At 71.6% G+C, this 14,956-nt stretch carries 15 protein-coding genes; 10 read left to right on the top strand and 5 right to left on the bottom strand.

Going from position 1 to position 14,956, the window contains the following annotated elements; genetic code table 11:
• Positions 1–141: 141 nt before the first annotated feature.
• Positions 142–438 (top strand): MTH1187 family thiamine-binding protein, encoded by a 297-nt coding sequence (locus ACFVWU_RS41525; RefSeq protein ID WP_387631143.1) that lies wholly within the window; start codon positions 142–144, stop codon positions 436–438.
• A gap of 2 nt (positions 439–440) precedes the next feature.
• Here the strand turns inward: ACFVWU_RS41525 and ACFVWU_RS41520 are convergent, their stop codons facing one another.
• Complete coding sequence (locus ACFVWU_RS41520) at positions 441–908, bottom strand: DoxX family protein (protein WP_387631140.1); 468 nt, start codon at positions 906–908, stop codon at positions 441–443.
• 152 nt (positions 909–1,060) lie between these two features.
• Between ACFVWU_RS41520 and ACFVWU_RS41515 the strand changes: the two genes are divergently transcribed.
• Together ACFVWU_RS41515 and ACFVWU_RS41510 are read left to right on the top strand one after the other, a co-directional pair.
• Positions 1,061–1,639, top strand: a complete 579-nt coding sequence (locus tag ACFVWU_RS41515; protein ID WP_387631137.1) for a TetR/AcrR family transcriptional regulator — start codon at positions 1,061–1,063, stop codon at positions 1,637–1,639.
• Positions 1,640–2,005: 366 nt separating this feature from the next.
• On the top strand, positions 2,006–2,767 hold the full coding sequence (locus ACFVWU_RS41510; RefSeq protein WP_387631146.1) for an SDR family NAD(P)-dependent oxidoreductase: 762 nt from the start codon (positions 2,006–2,008) through the stop codon (positions 2,765–2,767).
• 10 nt (positions 2,768–2,777) lie between these two features.
• On the opposite strand, the gene ACFVWU_RS41505 is transcribed toward ACFVWU_RS41510, so the two are convergent.
• Entirely contained in the window at positions 2,778–3,464 is a 687-nt protein-coding gene (locus tag ACFVWU_RS41505) for an SMI1/KNR4 family protein (protein ID WP_387631134.1), read from the bottom strand.
• Positions 3,465–3,653: 189 nt separating this feature from the next.
• On the opposite strand from ACFVWU_RS41505, the gene ACFVWU_RS41500 reads away from it, so the two are divergent.
• The 3 genes from ACFVWU_RS41500 (at position 3,654) to ACFVWU_RS41490 (ending at position 7,287) form a co-directional block, all read left to right on the top strand.
• Complete coding sequence (locus tag ACFVWU_RS41500; RefSeq protein WP_387631131.1) at positions 3,654–4,592, top strand: carbohydrate ABC transporter permease; 939 nt, start codon at positions 3,654–3,656, stop codon at positions 4,590–4,592.
• Entirely contained in the window at positions 4,589–5,473 is an 885-nt protein-coding gene (locus ACFVWU_RS41495; protein ID WP_387631129.1) for a carbohydrate ABC transporter permease, read from the top strand. Before ACFVWU_RS41500 ends, ACFVWU_RS41495 begins: the two co-directional genes overlap by 4 nt.
• Positions 5,474–5,892: 419 nt before the next feature.
• Entirely contained in the window at positions 5,893–7,287 is a 1,395-nt protein-coding gene (locus tag ACFVWU_RS41490; RefSeq protein ID WP_387631127.1) for an ABC transporter substrate-binding protein, read from the top strand.
• Positions 7,288–7,346: 59 nt separating this feature from the next.
• Here ACFVWU_RS41490 and ACFVWU_RS41485 read toward each other — a convergent pair whose 3' ends face one another.
• Positions 7,347–7,616, bottom strand: a complete 270-nt coding sequence (locus tag ACFVWU_RS41485; RefSeq protein WP_387631125.1) for a helix-turn-helix domain-containing protein — start codon at positions 7,614–7,616, stop codon at positions 7,347–7,349.
• Between the two features lie 31 nt (positions 7,617–7,647).
• Positions 7,648–8,088 carry a hypothetical protein gene (locus ACFVWU_RS41480; RefSeq protein ID WP_387631123.1) on the bottom strand — a complete coding sequence of 147 codons (441 nt, stop codon included), beginning with the start codon at positions 8,086–8,088 and terminating at the stop codon, positions 7,648–7,650.
• Between the two features lie 209 nt (positions 8,089–8,297).
• On the opposite strand from ACFVWU_RS41480, the gene map reads away from it, so the two are divergent.
• Both map and ACFVWU_RS41470 read left to right on the top strand, forming a co-directional pair.
• Positions 8,298–9,065, top strand: a complete 768-nt coding sequence (map, locus tag ACFVWU_RS41475; protein WP_387631121.1) for a type I methionyl aminopeptidase — start codon at positions 8,298–8,300, stop codon at positions 9,063–9,065.
• Between the two features lie 59 nt (positions 9,066–9,124).
• Entirely contained in the window at positions 9,125–9,550 is a 426-nt protein-coding gene (locus ACFVWU_RS41470) for an acyl-CoA thioesterase (RefSeq protein WP_387631118.1), read from the top strand.
• A gap of 27 nt (positions 9,551–9,577) precedes the next feature.
• Here ACFVWU_RS41470 and ACFVWU_RS41465 read toward each other — a convergent pair whose 3' ends face one another.
• Complete coding sequence (locus ACFVWU_RS41465) at positions 9,578–10,624, bottom strand: YibE/F family protein (RefSeq protein WP_387631115.1); 1,047 nt, start codon at positions 10,622–10,624, stop codon at positions 9,578–9,580.
• Positions 10,625–10,857: 233 nt separating this feature from the next.
• Here ACFVWU_RS41465 and ACFVWU_RS41460 point away from each other — a divergent pair, with 233 nt between their 5' ends.
• Both ACFVWU_RS41460 and ACFVWU_RS41455 read left to right on the top strand, forming a co-directional pair.
• Positions 10,858–12,354 carry an alpha/beta hydrolase gene (locus ACFVWU_RS41460; protein ID WP_387631112.1) on the top strand — a complete coding sequence of 499 codons (1,497 nt, stop codon included), beginning with the start codon at positions 10,858–10,860 and terminating at the stop codon, positions 12,352–12,354.
• Positions 12,355–12,523: 169 nt separating this feature from the next.
• Positions 12,524–14,827 (top strand): transglycosylase domain-containing protein, encoded by a 2,304-nt coding sequence (locus ACFVWU_RS41455; protein WP_387631110.1) that lies wholly within the window; start codon positions 12,524–12,526, stop codon positions 14,825–14,827.
• The last annotated feature ends 129 nt before the right edge of the window (positions 14,828–14,956 follow it).

Genomic DNA, 14,956 nt, shown 5'->3' with positions numbered 1-14,956 from the left:
GCGCGCCGGGGGCGGCCAACCCCCGGGGCCGGCGGGGCGCTTGTGGGGGTTTGTGTATCGCGGGGGCGCGCCCCGCCCCGGGGCGGCCCCGCGACCAGTGCCGTCGGGCGTCAAGTCGGGTGTTCAAAGGAGCGCAGAGCCGTGATCGCAGCCTTTTCGGTGACCCCGCTGGGGATGGGCGAGGACGTGGGGGAGGCGGTGGCCGCCGCCGTCCGGGTGGTCCGGGCGAGCGGGCTGCCGAACCGCACGGACGCGATGTTCACCAGCGTCGAGGGGGAGTGGGACGAGGTGATGCCGGTGATCCGGGAGGCGATCGAGGCGGTGAAGGCCTACAGCAGCAGGGTCAGCACGGTGATCAAGATCGACGACCGGGCCGGGGTCACCGACGGCCTCACCGCCAAGGTCGCCTCGGTCGAGCGGCACCTCGCCGAGGACTGAGCTCAGGCCACGGCGGTCGGTTGGGGGGCGGGCTCGGCGGCCGGCTCTCGGGCGCCGAGCAGCCGGTCCAGGGCGTACGGGCCGGAGCCGAGCACCGCGATGGCCAGGAAGGCCCAGCAGAACAGCACCGAGGGCTCGCCCCCGTTCTGCAACGGCAGCAGCGCGTGCTCCTGGTGGACGGTGAAGTAGGCGTAGGCCATCGAGCCGGAGCAGAGCAGGGCGGCCGATCGGGTGCCGGCGCCGAGCAGCACCAGGGTGCCGCCGACCAGCTGGATCAGCGCGGCCCACCAGCCGGGCCACTCGCCGAACGGGATGGTGCCGCCGCCCTTGACGCCGCCCAGGACGCCGAACAGCGAGGCCGCGCCGTGGCAGGCGAAGAGCAGGCCGACGACGATCCGAAAGGCCGTCAGCACGTACGGTCGGGCGGCCTCGGCCGCCTGGCGGGACGTTGCGGGGAAGTGTGCGGACATGCGGGACGCCTCTTCTGGGGGAACGGGGGAAGAAGGAGCGGTAAGGCTAGCCTTGGTTCAGTTCCGTGGACAATGCCCCGTCAGACACCTGGCAAGAAGCGGCCAGTGGCCTTTCTTGACCATTCGGTCCAGAAAGGTTTAGCGTTCCTCCCATGGCGCGAACGAAGGAATTCGACCCGGACGCGGCGCTGCAGGCGGCCCTGGAGCTGTTCTGGCGGCGCGGCTACGAGGCCACCTCGATGGCCGACCTGGTCGAGGGGCTCGGTATCGCCCGGGCCAGCATCTACGCCACCTTCGGCAGCAAGCGCGAGCTGTACCTGCGCGCGCTGGAGTGCTACAGCGAGCAGCAGGACCCGGACCGGCTGAACGACCTGTCCCAGCCCGGCCCGGTGCTGCCGGCCGTCCGCGCCCTGGTGCGCCGGTACGCGGAGGCGGGGGAGGACGACCGCAAGCGCGGCTGCTTCGTCACCAACACCGCGGTCGAACTCGCCCCGCACGACCCGGCGGCCGCCCGCAGGGTCGAGGCCAGTCTCGACCACCTGGAGACCGCGCTGACCTCGGCCCTGCTGCGGGCCCGGGCGCAGGGCGAACTGCCCGCCGACCGGGAGCCGCGGGCGCTGGCCCGGATGCTGGTGGTGCTCATGCAGGGGATCCGGGTCGTGGGCAAGGCCGCCGACGGCGGGACCCGCGCGCGGGACGCCGCCGAGCAGGCGCTGGCGCTGCTGGACTGACGCCCGGCCCGTCGGGCCTCGGTGTCTTCTGCTGTCCTCATTCTGGACCGAACGGTCTCTATAGATTTGTCGGGGGGTTTCATGAGTGGCGCCACGGCCGGCCGGTCCGGCTTCGCACTGCTCGGCGTCGTCCAAGCGGTCCTGATCTTCACGATCATGATCCTCGCCGTGCCGCTGCCGCTGGTGGCCCGGGAGTTCGGGCTCGGCCCGTCCGGCGTGCTGCTGCTGAGCGCCGCCTACGGACTCTCCTTCAGCTCCCTGCTGCTGCTCGGCGGACGGCTGACCGACCGCCACGGCGGCCGCCGGCCTGCCCCGAACCACCAGCACCGCATCAGAACGCACCACTCGGATCAAGGAGTTCACCTCATGACCACGCGTTTCGCCGACAAGTCCGTCCTGGTCACCGGCGGCGGCAGCGGCATCGGGCGGGGCATCGCGCTCGCCTTCGCCCAGGAGGGCGCCCGGGTCGCCGTCGCCGGGCGCAGCGCCGGGCCGCTGGCCGAGACCGTCGAGCTGATCGAGCGGGCCGGCGGCAAGGCCGTCGCGCTGACCGGCGACGTGACGGACGGCCAGGACGCCGCCCGGCTGGTCCGGGAGACCGTCGAGCGGTTCGGCGGGCTGGACGTCGCCGTCAACAACGCCGGGGTGCTCGGCGCGCTCGGCCCGGTCGCCGAGATCGACGAGGCCGACTTCCGGCGGGTGTTCGAGATCAACGTGACCGGCACCCTGCTCGCGATGAAGCACCAGATCGGCCACATGCGAGCCCACGGCGGCGGAGCGATCGTCAACGTCTCCTCCAACGTCGGCGCCCACCGCCGGATCGCGGGCGTCGGCGCCTACGCCGCCAGCAAGGCCGCCGTCACCGCGCTGACCCGCGCCGCCGCCCGCGACCACATCGCCGACGGCGTGCGGATCAACCTGGTGAGTCCCGGCCCGGTGGAGACCCCGATGTCCACCCGACCCGGGGAGAACGCCGAGGCCAAGGCCGAGCGGATGAAGGCCGAGGTCCCGGCCGGCCGGGCGGGCGCGGTGGAGGAGATCGCCGCCGCCGTGCTCCACCTCGCCTCGCCGGAGGCGGGCTACACCGTCGGTGCCGACCTCGTGCTGGACGGCGGCGCCACCGCCTGATCGGCCAGGCTCAGCTGTTCAGCCAGTCTCCGGGCACGGCCTCGTAGAGCGCTTCCAGCGCCTCCGGGGTCCGTGCCCGGGCCATCATCCAGGCCTCCTCGACCACCCCGATCAGCACGTCCGGCCCCTCGTGCCAGCGGCAGCCCCGGCCGAGTGCGGGCAACTCGCGGAAATCGTCCGGAAGTTCATCGTCCGACTCGATGAAGTCGGTCAGCTCGTGGTCCTCCAGCAGCTTCTCCGTCATCGCCATCACCGCCGCCGCCGTCGAGAAGCGCTCCTCCCAGGCCTCCCACCTCTCCTGCGACTTGTCCGCCAGGTCCGGCCGGAAAACCGTCGGCGGGTCCTCCCGCTCCAGGTCGCCCAGCAGCACGCCCCAGTGCGCGCAGCCCTGGTTCTCCGCCCGGTACACCAGCGCGCCGTCCAGCACGTACAGCTCGTCCGGCGTCAGCAGCACGTCCTGGCTGCTGGTGAGATCGGCCCGGCGGCCGAACAGCCGGTACGCCTCGCGCAGCGCCGCCGGCAGCCGCACCCCGAGCCGCCGCTCGGCCGCGTCGAGCTCGGCGTCGGTGTAACCGTCGGCCGCCGCCAGCGGCTCGCCCCAGTGCGCGGCGAAGCCCCTGACGAGTGCCCAGGCGCCCTCGCGGCCGCGCAGGGTTTCGGCCATCGCGGCCCGCATGTCGAATTCCGTGTCGTTCACCCGCGCACGGTACGACATCCCGCTGACAGCGCCCCGGGTCCGAACCCTCGTCAGCGCACGACCGGCCGAATGTGACGCGAACGCGTAAGTCCGGGGATACTCGCTGATCACCGCGGGGTTTCCGCGCCGTCGTTCGGGCAAGACACGGTTTCGGCCGGAACCGACACACGAAAGGCGGACGCGCAACCGATGCCGACCGCACCGCACACCGCGCCCCTGCCGGGACGCCGCCCACGACCACATCGGGGAGGGCACTGGGGTGAACACGGGCTCGCCTGGGCCTTCCTGCTGCCCTCCCTGGTGGTGTTCATCCTCTTCATCGGCTATCCGCTGGGCCGGACCGTCTACCTGAGCGGGCACGCCAACGACCTCTTCGGCGCGCCCTCCCGCTACGTCGGGATGAAGCACTACACCGACCTGCTCGGCTCGGCCGACTTCGGCCGGACGCTGGTCACCACGGCGCTGTTCACCCTGCTCACCGTGGTGCCCGGAGTGCTCGGCGCGCTGGTGCTGGTGCTGCTGCTGGAGAACCGGATCCGCGGTGTACGGCTGCTCCGCTCCGCCTTCGCGCTGCCCTTCGCCTTCTCGGTGGCCAGCGCCTCGGTGGTCTTCGCGGTGTTCTTCAACCCCGCCAGCGGGGTGCTCAACGGCCTGCTCTCGCACGTCGGACTCGGCCCGGTCGGCTGGCTCACCGACTCCCGGTACGCACTGGTCTCGGTGGCCGTCACCACGATCTGGATGAACCTCGGCTACAACGTGCTGGTGCTCTCCGCCGGCATCGGCTCGATCCCCGGGGAGGTCGTCGAGGCGGCCCGCATCGACGGCGCCTCCGGCCTGCGGCTGGCCCGCTCGATCACCGTCCCGATGCTCGGCCCGAACCTGTTCTTCCTGACCGTGGTCTCCACCGTCCACGCACTGCAGAGTTTCGGCCAGATCCACATCCTCACCAAGGGCGGGCCGGACGGCGCGACCCGGACCCTCGTCTACTCCGTCTACGAGAAGGCCTTCGCCTACAACTCCAGCGACTTCGGCACGGCGAGCGCCCAGGCCGTGGTGCTGCTCGTGGTCGTCCTCGCCTGCACGGCCGTCCAGTTCGGCGTCCTGGAGCGGAAGGTGCACTACGCATGACCACCATCGTCAGTGAGACCGAAGCGCCCCGCCCGCGCACCCGGGTGCTCGCCGGGCGCTCCCCGCGCGACCTGCTCGGCCGCGCCGCCGTCTACCTGCTGCTCGCCGTTGCCGTGGTCACCGTGGCCTTCCCGGTGTACTACGCGATCGTCGGCGCCTTCATGGACCCGTCCGAACTCTCCTCCTACCCGCCGGCGCTGGTGCCGCACTCGATCACCGGGCGGAACTTCTCCGGCGCCGTGGACACGATCCCGCTGGCCCGCCAGTACGCCAACTCGGCGATCGTCGCCACCGCCATCACCCTCGCCCAGCTGTTCACCTCGATCCTGGCCGCGTACGCCTTCGTCTTCCTGCCGCTGAAGGCGCGGGCCGCGGTGTTCGGGGTGTTCCTGGCCACGCTGATGGTCCCGTGGGAGGCCATCATCATCCCCAACTACCTGACGCTGTCGGACTGGGGCCTCGGCAACACCTACTTCGGCCTGGTGCTGCCCTTCCTCGCTTCGGGCTTCGGCACCTTCATGCTGCGCCAGGCCTTCCGGCAGCTGCCCGGCGAACTGCGCGACGCCGCCCGGATCGACGGCGCCGGGCACTGGCGCTTCCTGTGGCGGATCGTCGTCCCGCTCAACAAGCCGGCCCTGGCGGCGCTGTCGATCTACGTCTTCCTGTCCGCCTGGAACCAGTACTTCTGGCCGCTCATCATCACCCGCACGGCGAACATGCAGACCCTGCAGATCGGCCTCACCTCGCTGCGCGACTCTGAGATGGCCGACCCGGGCCTGATCCTGGCCGGCGTCGTGCTCTCCCTGCTGCCCACCCTCGCCCTGGTGGTCTTCGGCCAGCGCTTCATCGTCCGCGGCCTCACCGCGGGCGCCGTCCGCTGACCCGCCTCCCGCTGGATCGTTTGTCCCGCTTCCGCAACGAACCCGCTTCCGCAACGAACCCGCTTCCGCAAAGAAAGAGAACCCTCTTGACATCCTCCCCGCCCTAAGCAACGGGGACTCCTCCCGCGCCTGCGGCACGGACGCCCGTGGACCGCAGGTCGCCGAGGCGGGTTCCCCGTTCAACGGGCCGCGCCTGGCGCGGGATCGCCACGCCGGGACTTATCGGCCCTCCAGGGGCGTTTAGCCTGTCCGCCTGCCCGGCGGCCAGGATGTTGCGAGCAGCATGAGATCAACCTACCGACACGCACTGACAACGGCTCACGTCAGAACCTTCGGAGATCATTCCGCCGCTTCGCGGCTCCGAACCAAGGACCCATTCATCCACGGCCTGAAGGCCCGAACATCCTGGGAGATCAAAGATGAAGAAGAGTGCGCGCGCGCTCGCGGCCCTGCTGGTGGCCGGCCTGTTCCTGACCGCCTGCAGCTCCTCCGGCTCCGGCTCCGGATCGGGCGGCTCCTCCGACGCCGCCGCCCCCGGCGCCCAGGCGCTCGACCAGGCCTCGGGCGTCACCACCGTCGAGTTCTGGCACTCCATGACCGGCAAGAACGCCGACGTGCTGAACGGGCTGGTCAGCCAGTTCAACGCGGCCCACCAGGGCAAGATCGAGGTCAAGGCCGAGTTCCAGGGCAAGTACGACGAGCTGGTCGCCAAGTACAAGGCCTCGGTGCAGCAGAAGGGCACTCCCGCCCTCGTGCAGGTCTACGACATCGGCACCCGCTTCATGATCGACTCCAAGCAGACCGTTCCCGCCCAGGCCTTCGTGGACAAGGACGGCTACTCGCTGGCCGACCTCGACCCCAACATCCGCAACTACTACTCGGCCGGCGGCAAGCTGGTCTCGATGCCGTTCAACTCCTCGATGCCGCTGCTCTACCTGAACACCGACGCCTTCAAGGAGGCCGGCCTCGACCCGGCGCAGCCGCCCAAGGACCTGGGCGAGTTGGCCGACATGGCCAAGAAGCTGACCAAGAAGGACGCCGACGGCAAGACCGTCCGCTACGGCTTCGGTGCCGCGATCTACGGCTGGTTCGTCGAGGAGCTGCTCGCCGAGTCCGGCACGATGTACTGCGACCACGACAACGGCCGCAGCGACAAGGCGGGCAAGGTCGTGTTCGACTCCGCCCAGGGCGCGCAGATCGTGCAGTGGTGGGCCGACCTGGTCAAGGGTGGTTACGCGGCCAACACCGGCCGGGTCACCGACGACGCCCAGGCCGCCTTCAAGGCCGGTACGGTCGCGATGCACCTGGAGTCCACCGGCGTGCTGCGCGGCTACACCGAGGCCGCCAAGTTCGGCGTCGGCACCGCGGCCTTCCCCAAGGTCACCGCCGCCGACCAGGGCGGTCCGGTGATCGGCGGCGCCTCGCTGTGGATCAGCGGACCCGGCCACTCGGACGCCGAGAAGCGCGCCGCCTGGGAGTTCGAGAAGTTCCTGACCGCCCCCGAGCAGCAGGCCGCCTGGCACACCGGCACCGGCTACTTCCCGATCAACACGAAGTCCCTGGACGACCCCAAGGACAAGGAGTGGGTGGCCAAGTACCCGCAGTTCCAGACCGCCGTCGACCAGCTGAAGGCCACCAAGCCCACCCCGGCCACGGCCGGCTGCCTGCTCGGCGTGATGCCGCAGGCCCGCAAGGGCGTGGAGACCGCCATCGAGCAGACCATCGCAGGCGGCAAGACCGCCCAGCAGGCGCTCGCGGACGCGGCCAAGGAGCTCCAGCCCGCGATCGAGAGCTACAACAGCTCGGTCGGCTGATCACCCCGGCTCGTACGACGGCCCGCCCGGCGCAGCACGCGCCGGGTGGGCCGTCGCCGTCACGCCGAGAGGGCGGTGCCCTCCTCGGGCGGCGCGCAGGCGGCCGCCAGCTCGTCCAGCGACAGATCGAGCGCGTAGGCCAGTGCCGCGATGGTGAAGAAGGACGGCGTCGGCGCCCGACCCGTCTCGATCTTCCGCAGCGTCTCCGCCGAGACACCGGCCACCGCCGCCACCTCGACCATGCTGCGCTCACCACGCGCCTCGCGCAGCAGCGCCCCGAAGCGCTCCCCACGCTCGCGCTCCCACGGGGTCAGCGGAGTCCTCACCATGGCGCCGAGTCTAGTGCGGCGCCGGCTGCTACTACCCCTGGGGCCAGTTGGGGAGCGGGACCGGGCCTCCCGGCCGGTCAGTGTTGAGGGCGAGGCAGAGGATGACGACGGTGGACGTCCGCTTCTCGGTGTAGGAGCCGAAGACCTCGGGCCCCTCCGCCTCGCACGGGCGGTACTGGCTGTCGTCCCGGACGGCCTTGACGACCCTGTACTGCGCCTCGGGCTTGGTGCAGCTCACGATCTCCATGTCCGCTTTGGGCCCGGTGTCGAGAGCGTGCATGCAGTCGCCGGCCTTGGCCGCCTGCGCCTCGGACTTGCTCAGCTGGCCGGAGACCAGGAGGCCGGCGGTGGCCAGGGCGACCAGGATGAGCGGTGCTCGAACGGCCTTGCCGAACCGGCGGAGCCGCGAGGAGGAGGTCGGCTCGGAGGCCGTCCGGTGCGGGTTGGCGGCGAGGAGCAGCGGGGACGTCACGTCAGGTCCTTGTGATCAGTTCATCGGATTGCGGCGCCGAACAGTAGCGGATCTTGTACCGGGCCGGCGTGGCAATTTCCCCTGGCCGCGTCGGGTTGCCCCGATCCCGCGCCATCCGCCCCTGCGGCCGGACTGCGGGATGGCGTGCACCACTCTCGACCGTGATACAAATACCGGTATAAGAATTGGATCCAGGGGAGTGATTCACCATGGTCGAACTCAAGTCGGACGCCGCCCTCGCCGCGATGCGCGAGGCCGGGCGGGTCGTCGCCAACGCGCTGGCGGCCGTGCGGAACGAAGCGGCGGTCGGCGTCAGCCTGCTGGAACTGGACGAGGTGGCGCGAGGCGTGCTGGGCGCCGCCGGGGCGACCTCGCCGTTCCTCGGCTACCGGCCGTCCTTCGCGCCCGTCCCGTTCCCCGCCGTCATCTGCGCCTCCGTCAACGACGCCGTCGTGCACGGCATCCCCGACGGCTACCGGCTGCGCGACGGCGACCTGGTGAGCATCGACTGCGGCGCCGTGCTGGACGGCTGGTGCGGCGACTCCGCCGTCAGCTTCACCGTCGGCGCCGCCCGCCCCGAGGACACCGAGCTGATCGAGGCCACCCGGCGTGCCCTGGAGGCCGGGATCGCCGCCGCCGTGGTCGGCAACCGGATCGGCGACATCGCCCACGCCGTCGGCGCGGTCGCCCGGGCCGGGCGGTACGGGATGCCCGACGGCTTCGGCGGGCACGGCATCGGGCGCCGGATGCACGAGGACCCGCACGTGCCGAACGAGGGCCGTCCGGGCCGGGGTTACCCGCTGCGTCCGGGCCTGGTGCTGGCCATCGAGCCGATGCTCACCGCGGGCGGCCGGGACGACTACGCCACCGACCCGGACGGCTGGACCCTGCGCACGAACGACGGCAGCCGGGCCGCCCACATCGAGCACACCGTCGCCGTGACCGAGGACGGTCCGCGCATCCTCACCCTCCCGTGAACCGGCAGGTGACGGACGACACGCGGTGCCGCCCGACCGCCCGGAGTACTGTGCGGGGCATGACAGACCAGGACTTCACCACGCGGGTCACCGTCCGCGGCTATGAGACCGACACCCAGGGCCACCTGAACCAGTCCGTGTACCTCCAGTACGCCGAGCACGCCCGCTGGGAGTACCTCCGGGCCGCCGGCATCCGGCAGGCCGATCTGGTGGCCAAGGGCGTCGGCCCGGTCGTCCTGGAGACCACGATCAAGTACCTGCGGGAGCTGCGCGCCGGCGACTCGGTGGACATCAGCTGCGCCTTCTCCTGGCGGGACGGCAAGACCTTCCACGTGGTGCAGCGGCTGGTCCGCGAGGACGGTGTGCTCGCCGCCGAGATCACCGGCGTCGGCGGCATCCTCGACCTGGCGGAGCGCCACCTGGTCCCGGACCCGCGCGAGCCGCTGCGCGCCCTGGCCTCCGACCCGGGCCTGCTGGGCCTCTGAGCACCGCCTCCGTCCACCCGTCAGGACCTACCGAGCGTGCCCGTGCCGCCCGGCGAGACCCGCCGCCGCCCGAGGATGGTCGGCGGCGGCGATCAGGGCGGCCAGCCCGGTGGTGACCGGCACCGAGGCGACCAGCCCGATGCTGCCGACCAGGGCGCGCGCGACCTCCTCCGCCACCAGCTCGCTGGTGGCCACCGACACCACGTCCCGGTGCGCGATCGAGAACAGCAGCAGCAAGGGCAGCGCGGCGCCCGCGTAGGCGAGCACCAGGGTGTTCACGGTCGAGGCGATGTGGTCGCGCCCGATCCGCATGCCCGTCCGGTAGAGCTTGCCGGTGCCCATCGTCGGGTCGGCCTGGTGCAGTTCCCAGACCGCCGAGGTCTGGGTGACCGTCACGTCGAACAGCACGCCCAGCGACCCGATCACGAAGCCGGCCAGCAGCAGGCCGCGGACCTCGATCCCGGGGTAGAGCTCGTGGACCAGCCCGGTCTCCGCCGAGGTGTTCCCGGTCAGGTGCGCCCAGGAGGCGAAGACCAGGCTCAGCACCCCGATCAGCACCAGTGACACCAGCGTTCCGAGCACCGCCACCGAGGTCCGGGCGGAGAGCCCGTGGCACAGGTAGAGCGCGATCAGCATGATGGCGCCGGCGCCGACGATCGCCACCAGCAGCGGGTCCGCGCCGCGCAGGACGGCGGGCAGGATGAACAGCGACAGCACCGCGAAGCTGATCGCCAGCGCGACCAGCGCGGCCACCCCGCGCCAGCGCCCGACCAGCACCACGATCGCCGCGAACAGCCCGGCCAGCACACCCATCGGCAGGCGCCGCCCGGCGTCCAGCGCGCTGGAGCGCAGGTGCTGGTCGAGGCCCGCCCCGGTGTGCGGATGGGCCGGGACCCCGCCCGGCCAGAGCACCACCAGCCCGACCAGCACGGCCACCGCGAACGGGATCAGCACCGCCGCGATCACCTTGCGCAGGTGCGCGGAGACCGGCACGGCCGGCCCGTGGGCGTGCGAGTGCCCCACCGACGCGCCGTCGCCGCCCGCGCGTTCGTCCTCCAGTGTCCCTGCCGCCACCTCACGCCTCCTCAGTTCTCCGGCCGCCGCGTCGAATCCGCCGCGACCTCCGCATCATCGGGGTCCGGCCCGCCGTCGCCCCGCAGGGCGCGAACCGTGGGCGTGCCGTCGGCAGGCCGCGGGCACGCCGCGACCGGGCGCGGGGCACACCCCGGCGCCGGGGGATTACCCCACCCCCGACCGGCCAGCTGCCCGTATGGGCCCAAGTCCGCTGCCCCAGCAGACTCCTGGTCATGACGAACACCATCCGCCGCACCGCCGCCGCCGCCACCGCCGCCGCCACCATCGCCGTCACCGCGCTCACCGCCCTGCCCGCCGCCGCCGATCCGGAGCGCACCGGCCGGGACCGCCTCGCCTGGTCCGCCTGCGGGGGCCAGAGCGACCCCCGCCAGCAGTGCGCCGACCTCACCGTCCCCCTGGACTACAACGACCCGGGCGGCCAACAGATCACGGTCGCCGTCTCCCGGATCGCCACCGCCAAACCCGGCCTGCGCCACGGCGTGCTGATGATCATCCCCGGCGGTCCCGGCGACAACGGCCTGGACCGCCCCGGCAGCGTGGTCCAGCGGTTGCCGCAGTCCGTGCTGGACCGCTTCGACCTGGTGGGTTTCGACCCGCGCGGTGTCGGCCGCTCCACCCCGGTCAGCTGCGGCCTGGACCACTCCGACCTGGCGATGGTCAAACTCCGCCCCTGGCCCGCCGCCGACGGCTCCATCGACGGCAACCTCGCCGCCGGCCGCCACTTGGCCGAGGCCTGCGCCCGCAACGGCGGCCCGGTGCTGCGCAGCATCTCCACCGCCAACGAGGCCCGCGACATCGACAGCATCCGGCGCGCCCTGGGGGAGCGCCGCCTCTCCGCCTGGGGCACCTCGTACGGCACCTACGCGGGCGCCGTCTACGCCACCATGTTCGCCGGGCACACCGACCGGATCGTGCTCGACAGCAACGACGACCCCGACCCGTCGCGGGTCGGCCGCGGCTGGCTCGCCGCCTACGGCCAGGGCGCCGAGGACCGCTTCCCGGACTTCGCCAAGTGGGCCTCGGTGCCCGGAAATCCGGACCGCGTCGCGGACACCCCGGAGGAGGTCCGCCCGCTGTTCCTGGACCTCGTCGCCAGCCTGGACCGCACTCCGCTGCCCTGGCCCGGTGCCAACCCGGCCGAGCTGGACGGCAACGGGCTGCGCGAGGCCATGCTGCAGAGCCTGGCCGCGGACGCCAGGTTCCCCGACCTCGCCCGGCTGATGCTGGCCGCCCGGGGCCGCCGCCCGCTGCCCGCCCCGGTGACGGCGCCCGACGAGGTGCTGCAGAACCACATCGCCGCCTCGGCCGGCACCCTGTGCAACGACGTCAGCTGGCCCACCGACCCGGCCGCCTACACCAAGGACGTCGCCGCCGACCGCGCCGCCCGGCCGCTCACCGCGGGCATGCCGGTGAACGTGATGCCCTGCGCGTTCTGGCCGTTCGCGCCGGCCGAGCCGCCGGTCCGGGTGACCGGCCGCGGCCCGGCGAACGTCCTGCTGGCGCAGAACCTGCGCGACCCCAACACCCCGTACCGGGGCGCGCTCAAGCTGCGGGAGGCCTTCGGTGACCGCGCCCGGATGGTCACCGTGGACTCCGGCGGCCACGATGTCTACCTGGCGAACGGAAATGCCTGCGGCGACGCGGTGGTGACGGACTACCTGGTGACCGGCCGACGTCCGGCCGACGACGTGTTCTGCCCGGCGAGCTGAGGTTCGACGACACCGTCCGCGGGGGCAACCGGCCGTGAACGAACGGCCCTTGCCTTCGCGCCAACCCCCGCACGACCCCCGGAAATGAGTCGAAGCTGTCGCGATTTTGTGACAATAGTTCGCCAACAGGCTGCCCATGAGGGGGTTTCACGGCCTTAATGTTCGAACTATGTCACCGAAGAGCCGCATACCTTCCCCGGACCCGGGCGACACCTGGGTACCGCGCCCGAGGCGCCGTGAGACCCCGCTCGGAATCCTGCGCCATGCGGCCACCTACCTCGGCTCCTGCGTGCTCGGCGGTGTGCTGCTGGCGGGCCTGATCCTCCCGGCCGCCGGCGCGGTCGGACTGGGTGCGAAGAGCGGCGCCGAGAGCTTCGAGAGCATCCCCGACGACTTCAAGACCCCGCCGTTGACCCAGGCGACGCAGATCTTCGACGCCAAGGGCGGCCTGATCGCCAAGGTCTACGAGCGCGACCGCACGGTGCTGACGGCCGAGCAGATGTCCCCGCTGATCCGCCAGGCCCAGGTGGACATCGAGGACGCCCGCTTCTACGAGCACGGCGCGGTGGACCTCAAGGGCGTTCTGCGAGCGATCACCAAGAACGCCGAGAGCGGCGCCGCCGTCCAGGGCGCCTCCACCCTGACCCAGCAGTACGTGAAGAACGTCAATGTCGAGATGGCCGGCGACGATCCGGTGGCGGTGCGCGAGGCGCAGCGCAAGACGCTCGGCCGCAAGATCCAGGAACTCCGGTACGCCATCAAGCTGGAGGAGGACCTGACCAAGGAGCAGATCCTCACCAACTACCTGAACATCACCTTCTACGGCCACCAGGCGTACGGCATCGAGGCCGCCTCCCAGCGCTACTTCAGCAAGTCCGCCAAGGAGCTCACCCTGCCCGAGGCGGCGATGCTCGCCGGTCTGGTGCAGAACCCCTCCCAGTACGACCCGAAGCTGCACCCGGTGGCCGCCCAGAAGCGCCGGGACACCGTCATCGACAAGATGGTGGAGAACAAGCACATCACCGCGGACCAGGCCAAGGAGGCCAAGGCGGCCCCGCTCGGCCTCAACTACAAGGACCCGCAGAACGGTTGCATCACCGCCCGGGCGGGGATGGGCTTCTTCTGCGACTACGTGCGCCACGTGGTCAAGCAGGACCCGGTGTACGGCAAGAGCGCCGCCGAGCGCAAGAAGCTCTGGGACACCGGCGGTCTGAACATCTACACCACGCTGGACCCGGACAAGCAGGCCGCCGCGCAGAACGCCGTCTCCACCAAGGTGTACGTCACCGACCCGGTCTCGGCGGCGATGACCATGGTCGAGCCCGGCACCGGCAAGATCCTGGCGATGGCCCAGACCCGCCCGTACGGCCTGGCGAAGGAACAGAACCAGACCGTCGTCAACCTCAACGTGGACTCGGCGATGGGCGGCGGCATCGGCTTCCAGCCCGGCTCCAACTTCAAGCCGATCGTGGCCGCCGCCGCCCTGGAGGCCGGACTGCCGCCCACCCAGCGGTACGACTCGCCGAACCGGATGGACTGGCCGGCGATGAAGACCTGCGACGGCACCTGGAAGAACCTGAACAAGGGCAAGAAGGAAGGCACCATCCCCAACGAGAGCACGCGCGAGGTCGGCCCGTACGAGCTCAAGGAGGCGATGGCCCTCTCGGTCAACACCTACTTCGTGCAGATGGAACAGGAGATCGGGCTCTGCGCCGTCAAGCAGATGGCCAACAAGCTGGGCGTGACGGCCAAGGCGAGCGGTGATCCGCTGCAGGAGGTGCCCGCGCTCGGCCTGGGCACCCAGGAGGTCAGCCCGCTGACCATGGCGAACGTCTACGCGACCTTCGCCGCCCGGGGCAGCTACTGCGCGCCGCTGGCGATCAACCGGATCACCACGGTGGACGGCAAGGACGTCCCGGTGAACCCGGTCCACTGCGACCAGGTGATGTCCACCGACACCGCCGACGTGATCAACAGCGTGCTGCTCGGGGTGACCGAGAAGGGCGGCACCGCGCGCGACCTCCGACTGGACGACGACCGCCAGATCGCGGGCAAGACCGGTACCACCGACGAGAAGAAGTCGGCCTGGTTCACCGGCTACACCGGCAACCTGGCCGCCTCGGTCTGGCTGGGAAGCCCGGGCACCAAGGTGCCGATGCGCAACATCCGGATCGGCGGGCAGTACCAGGCGGAGGTGTTCGGCGCGACCGGCCCGGGGCCGATCTGGCAGCAGGCGATGAGCGACGCCGTCCGGAACATGCCGGAGAAGGAGTTCACCACCGTCTACATCCCGGACCCGGTCAAGCGCGACCCGGGCTGCGGCACCGCCACCGGCACGCCGGGCTCCGCCACCTGCACCGGCGCCCCCAACCCGGGCTCGACGGCGACGGGCCGGCCGCGCGGCACCAACCCGTCGGGCGGCACCCCGACCGGGCGCTCCGCCCCGTCCACCCCGCCGGACGGGGACCAGTGAGCCACCGGCGAGCCGTGGGGCCCCCCGCCGTTGCCGCGACGCAGACGGGGCCCCGGCGGTGGGCGGCCGGAATGGGTGGTATTAAAAAAAACAAGCACCCGCCACAAAGACCAAAAGAGGGGGGGGTGA

It is taken from the genome of Kitasatospora sp. NPDC058190, assembly GCF_042883685.1.
Taxonomy (GTDB): Bacteria; Actinomycetota; Actinomycetes; order Streptomycetales; family Streptomycetaceae; genus Kitasatospora.
Note: the sequence above shows the minus strand (reverse complement) of the source record. Positions and strands in the feature narration are given on the sequence as shown.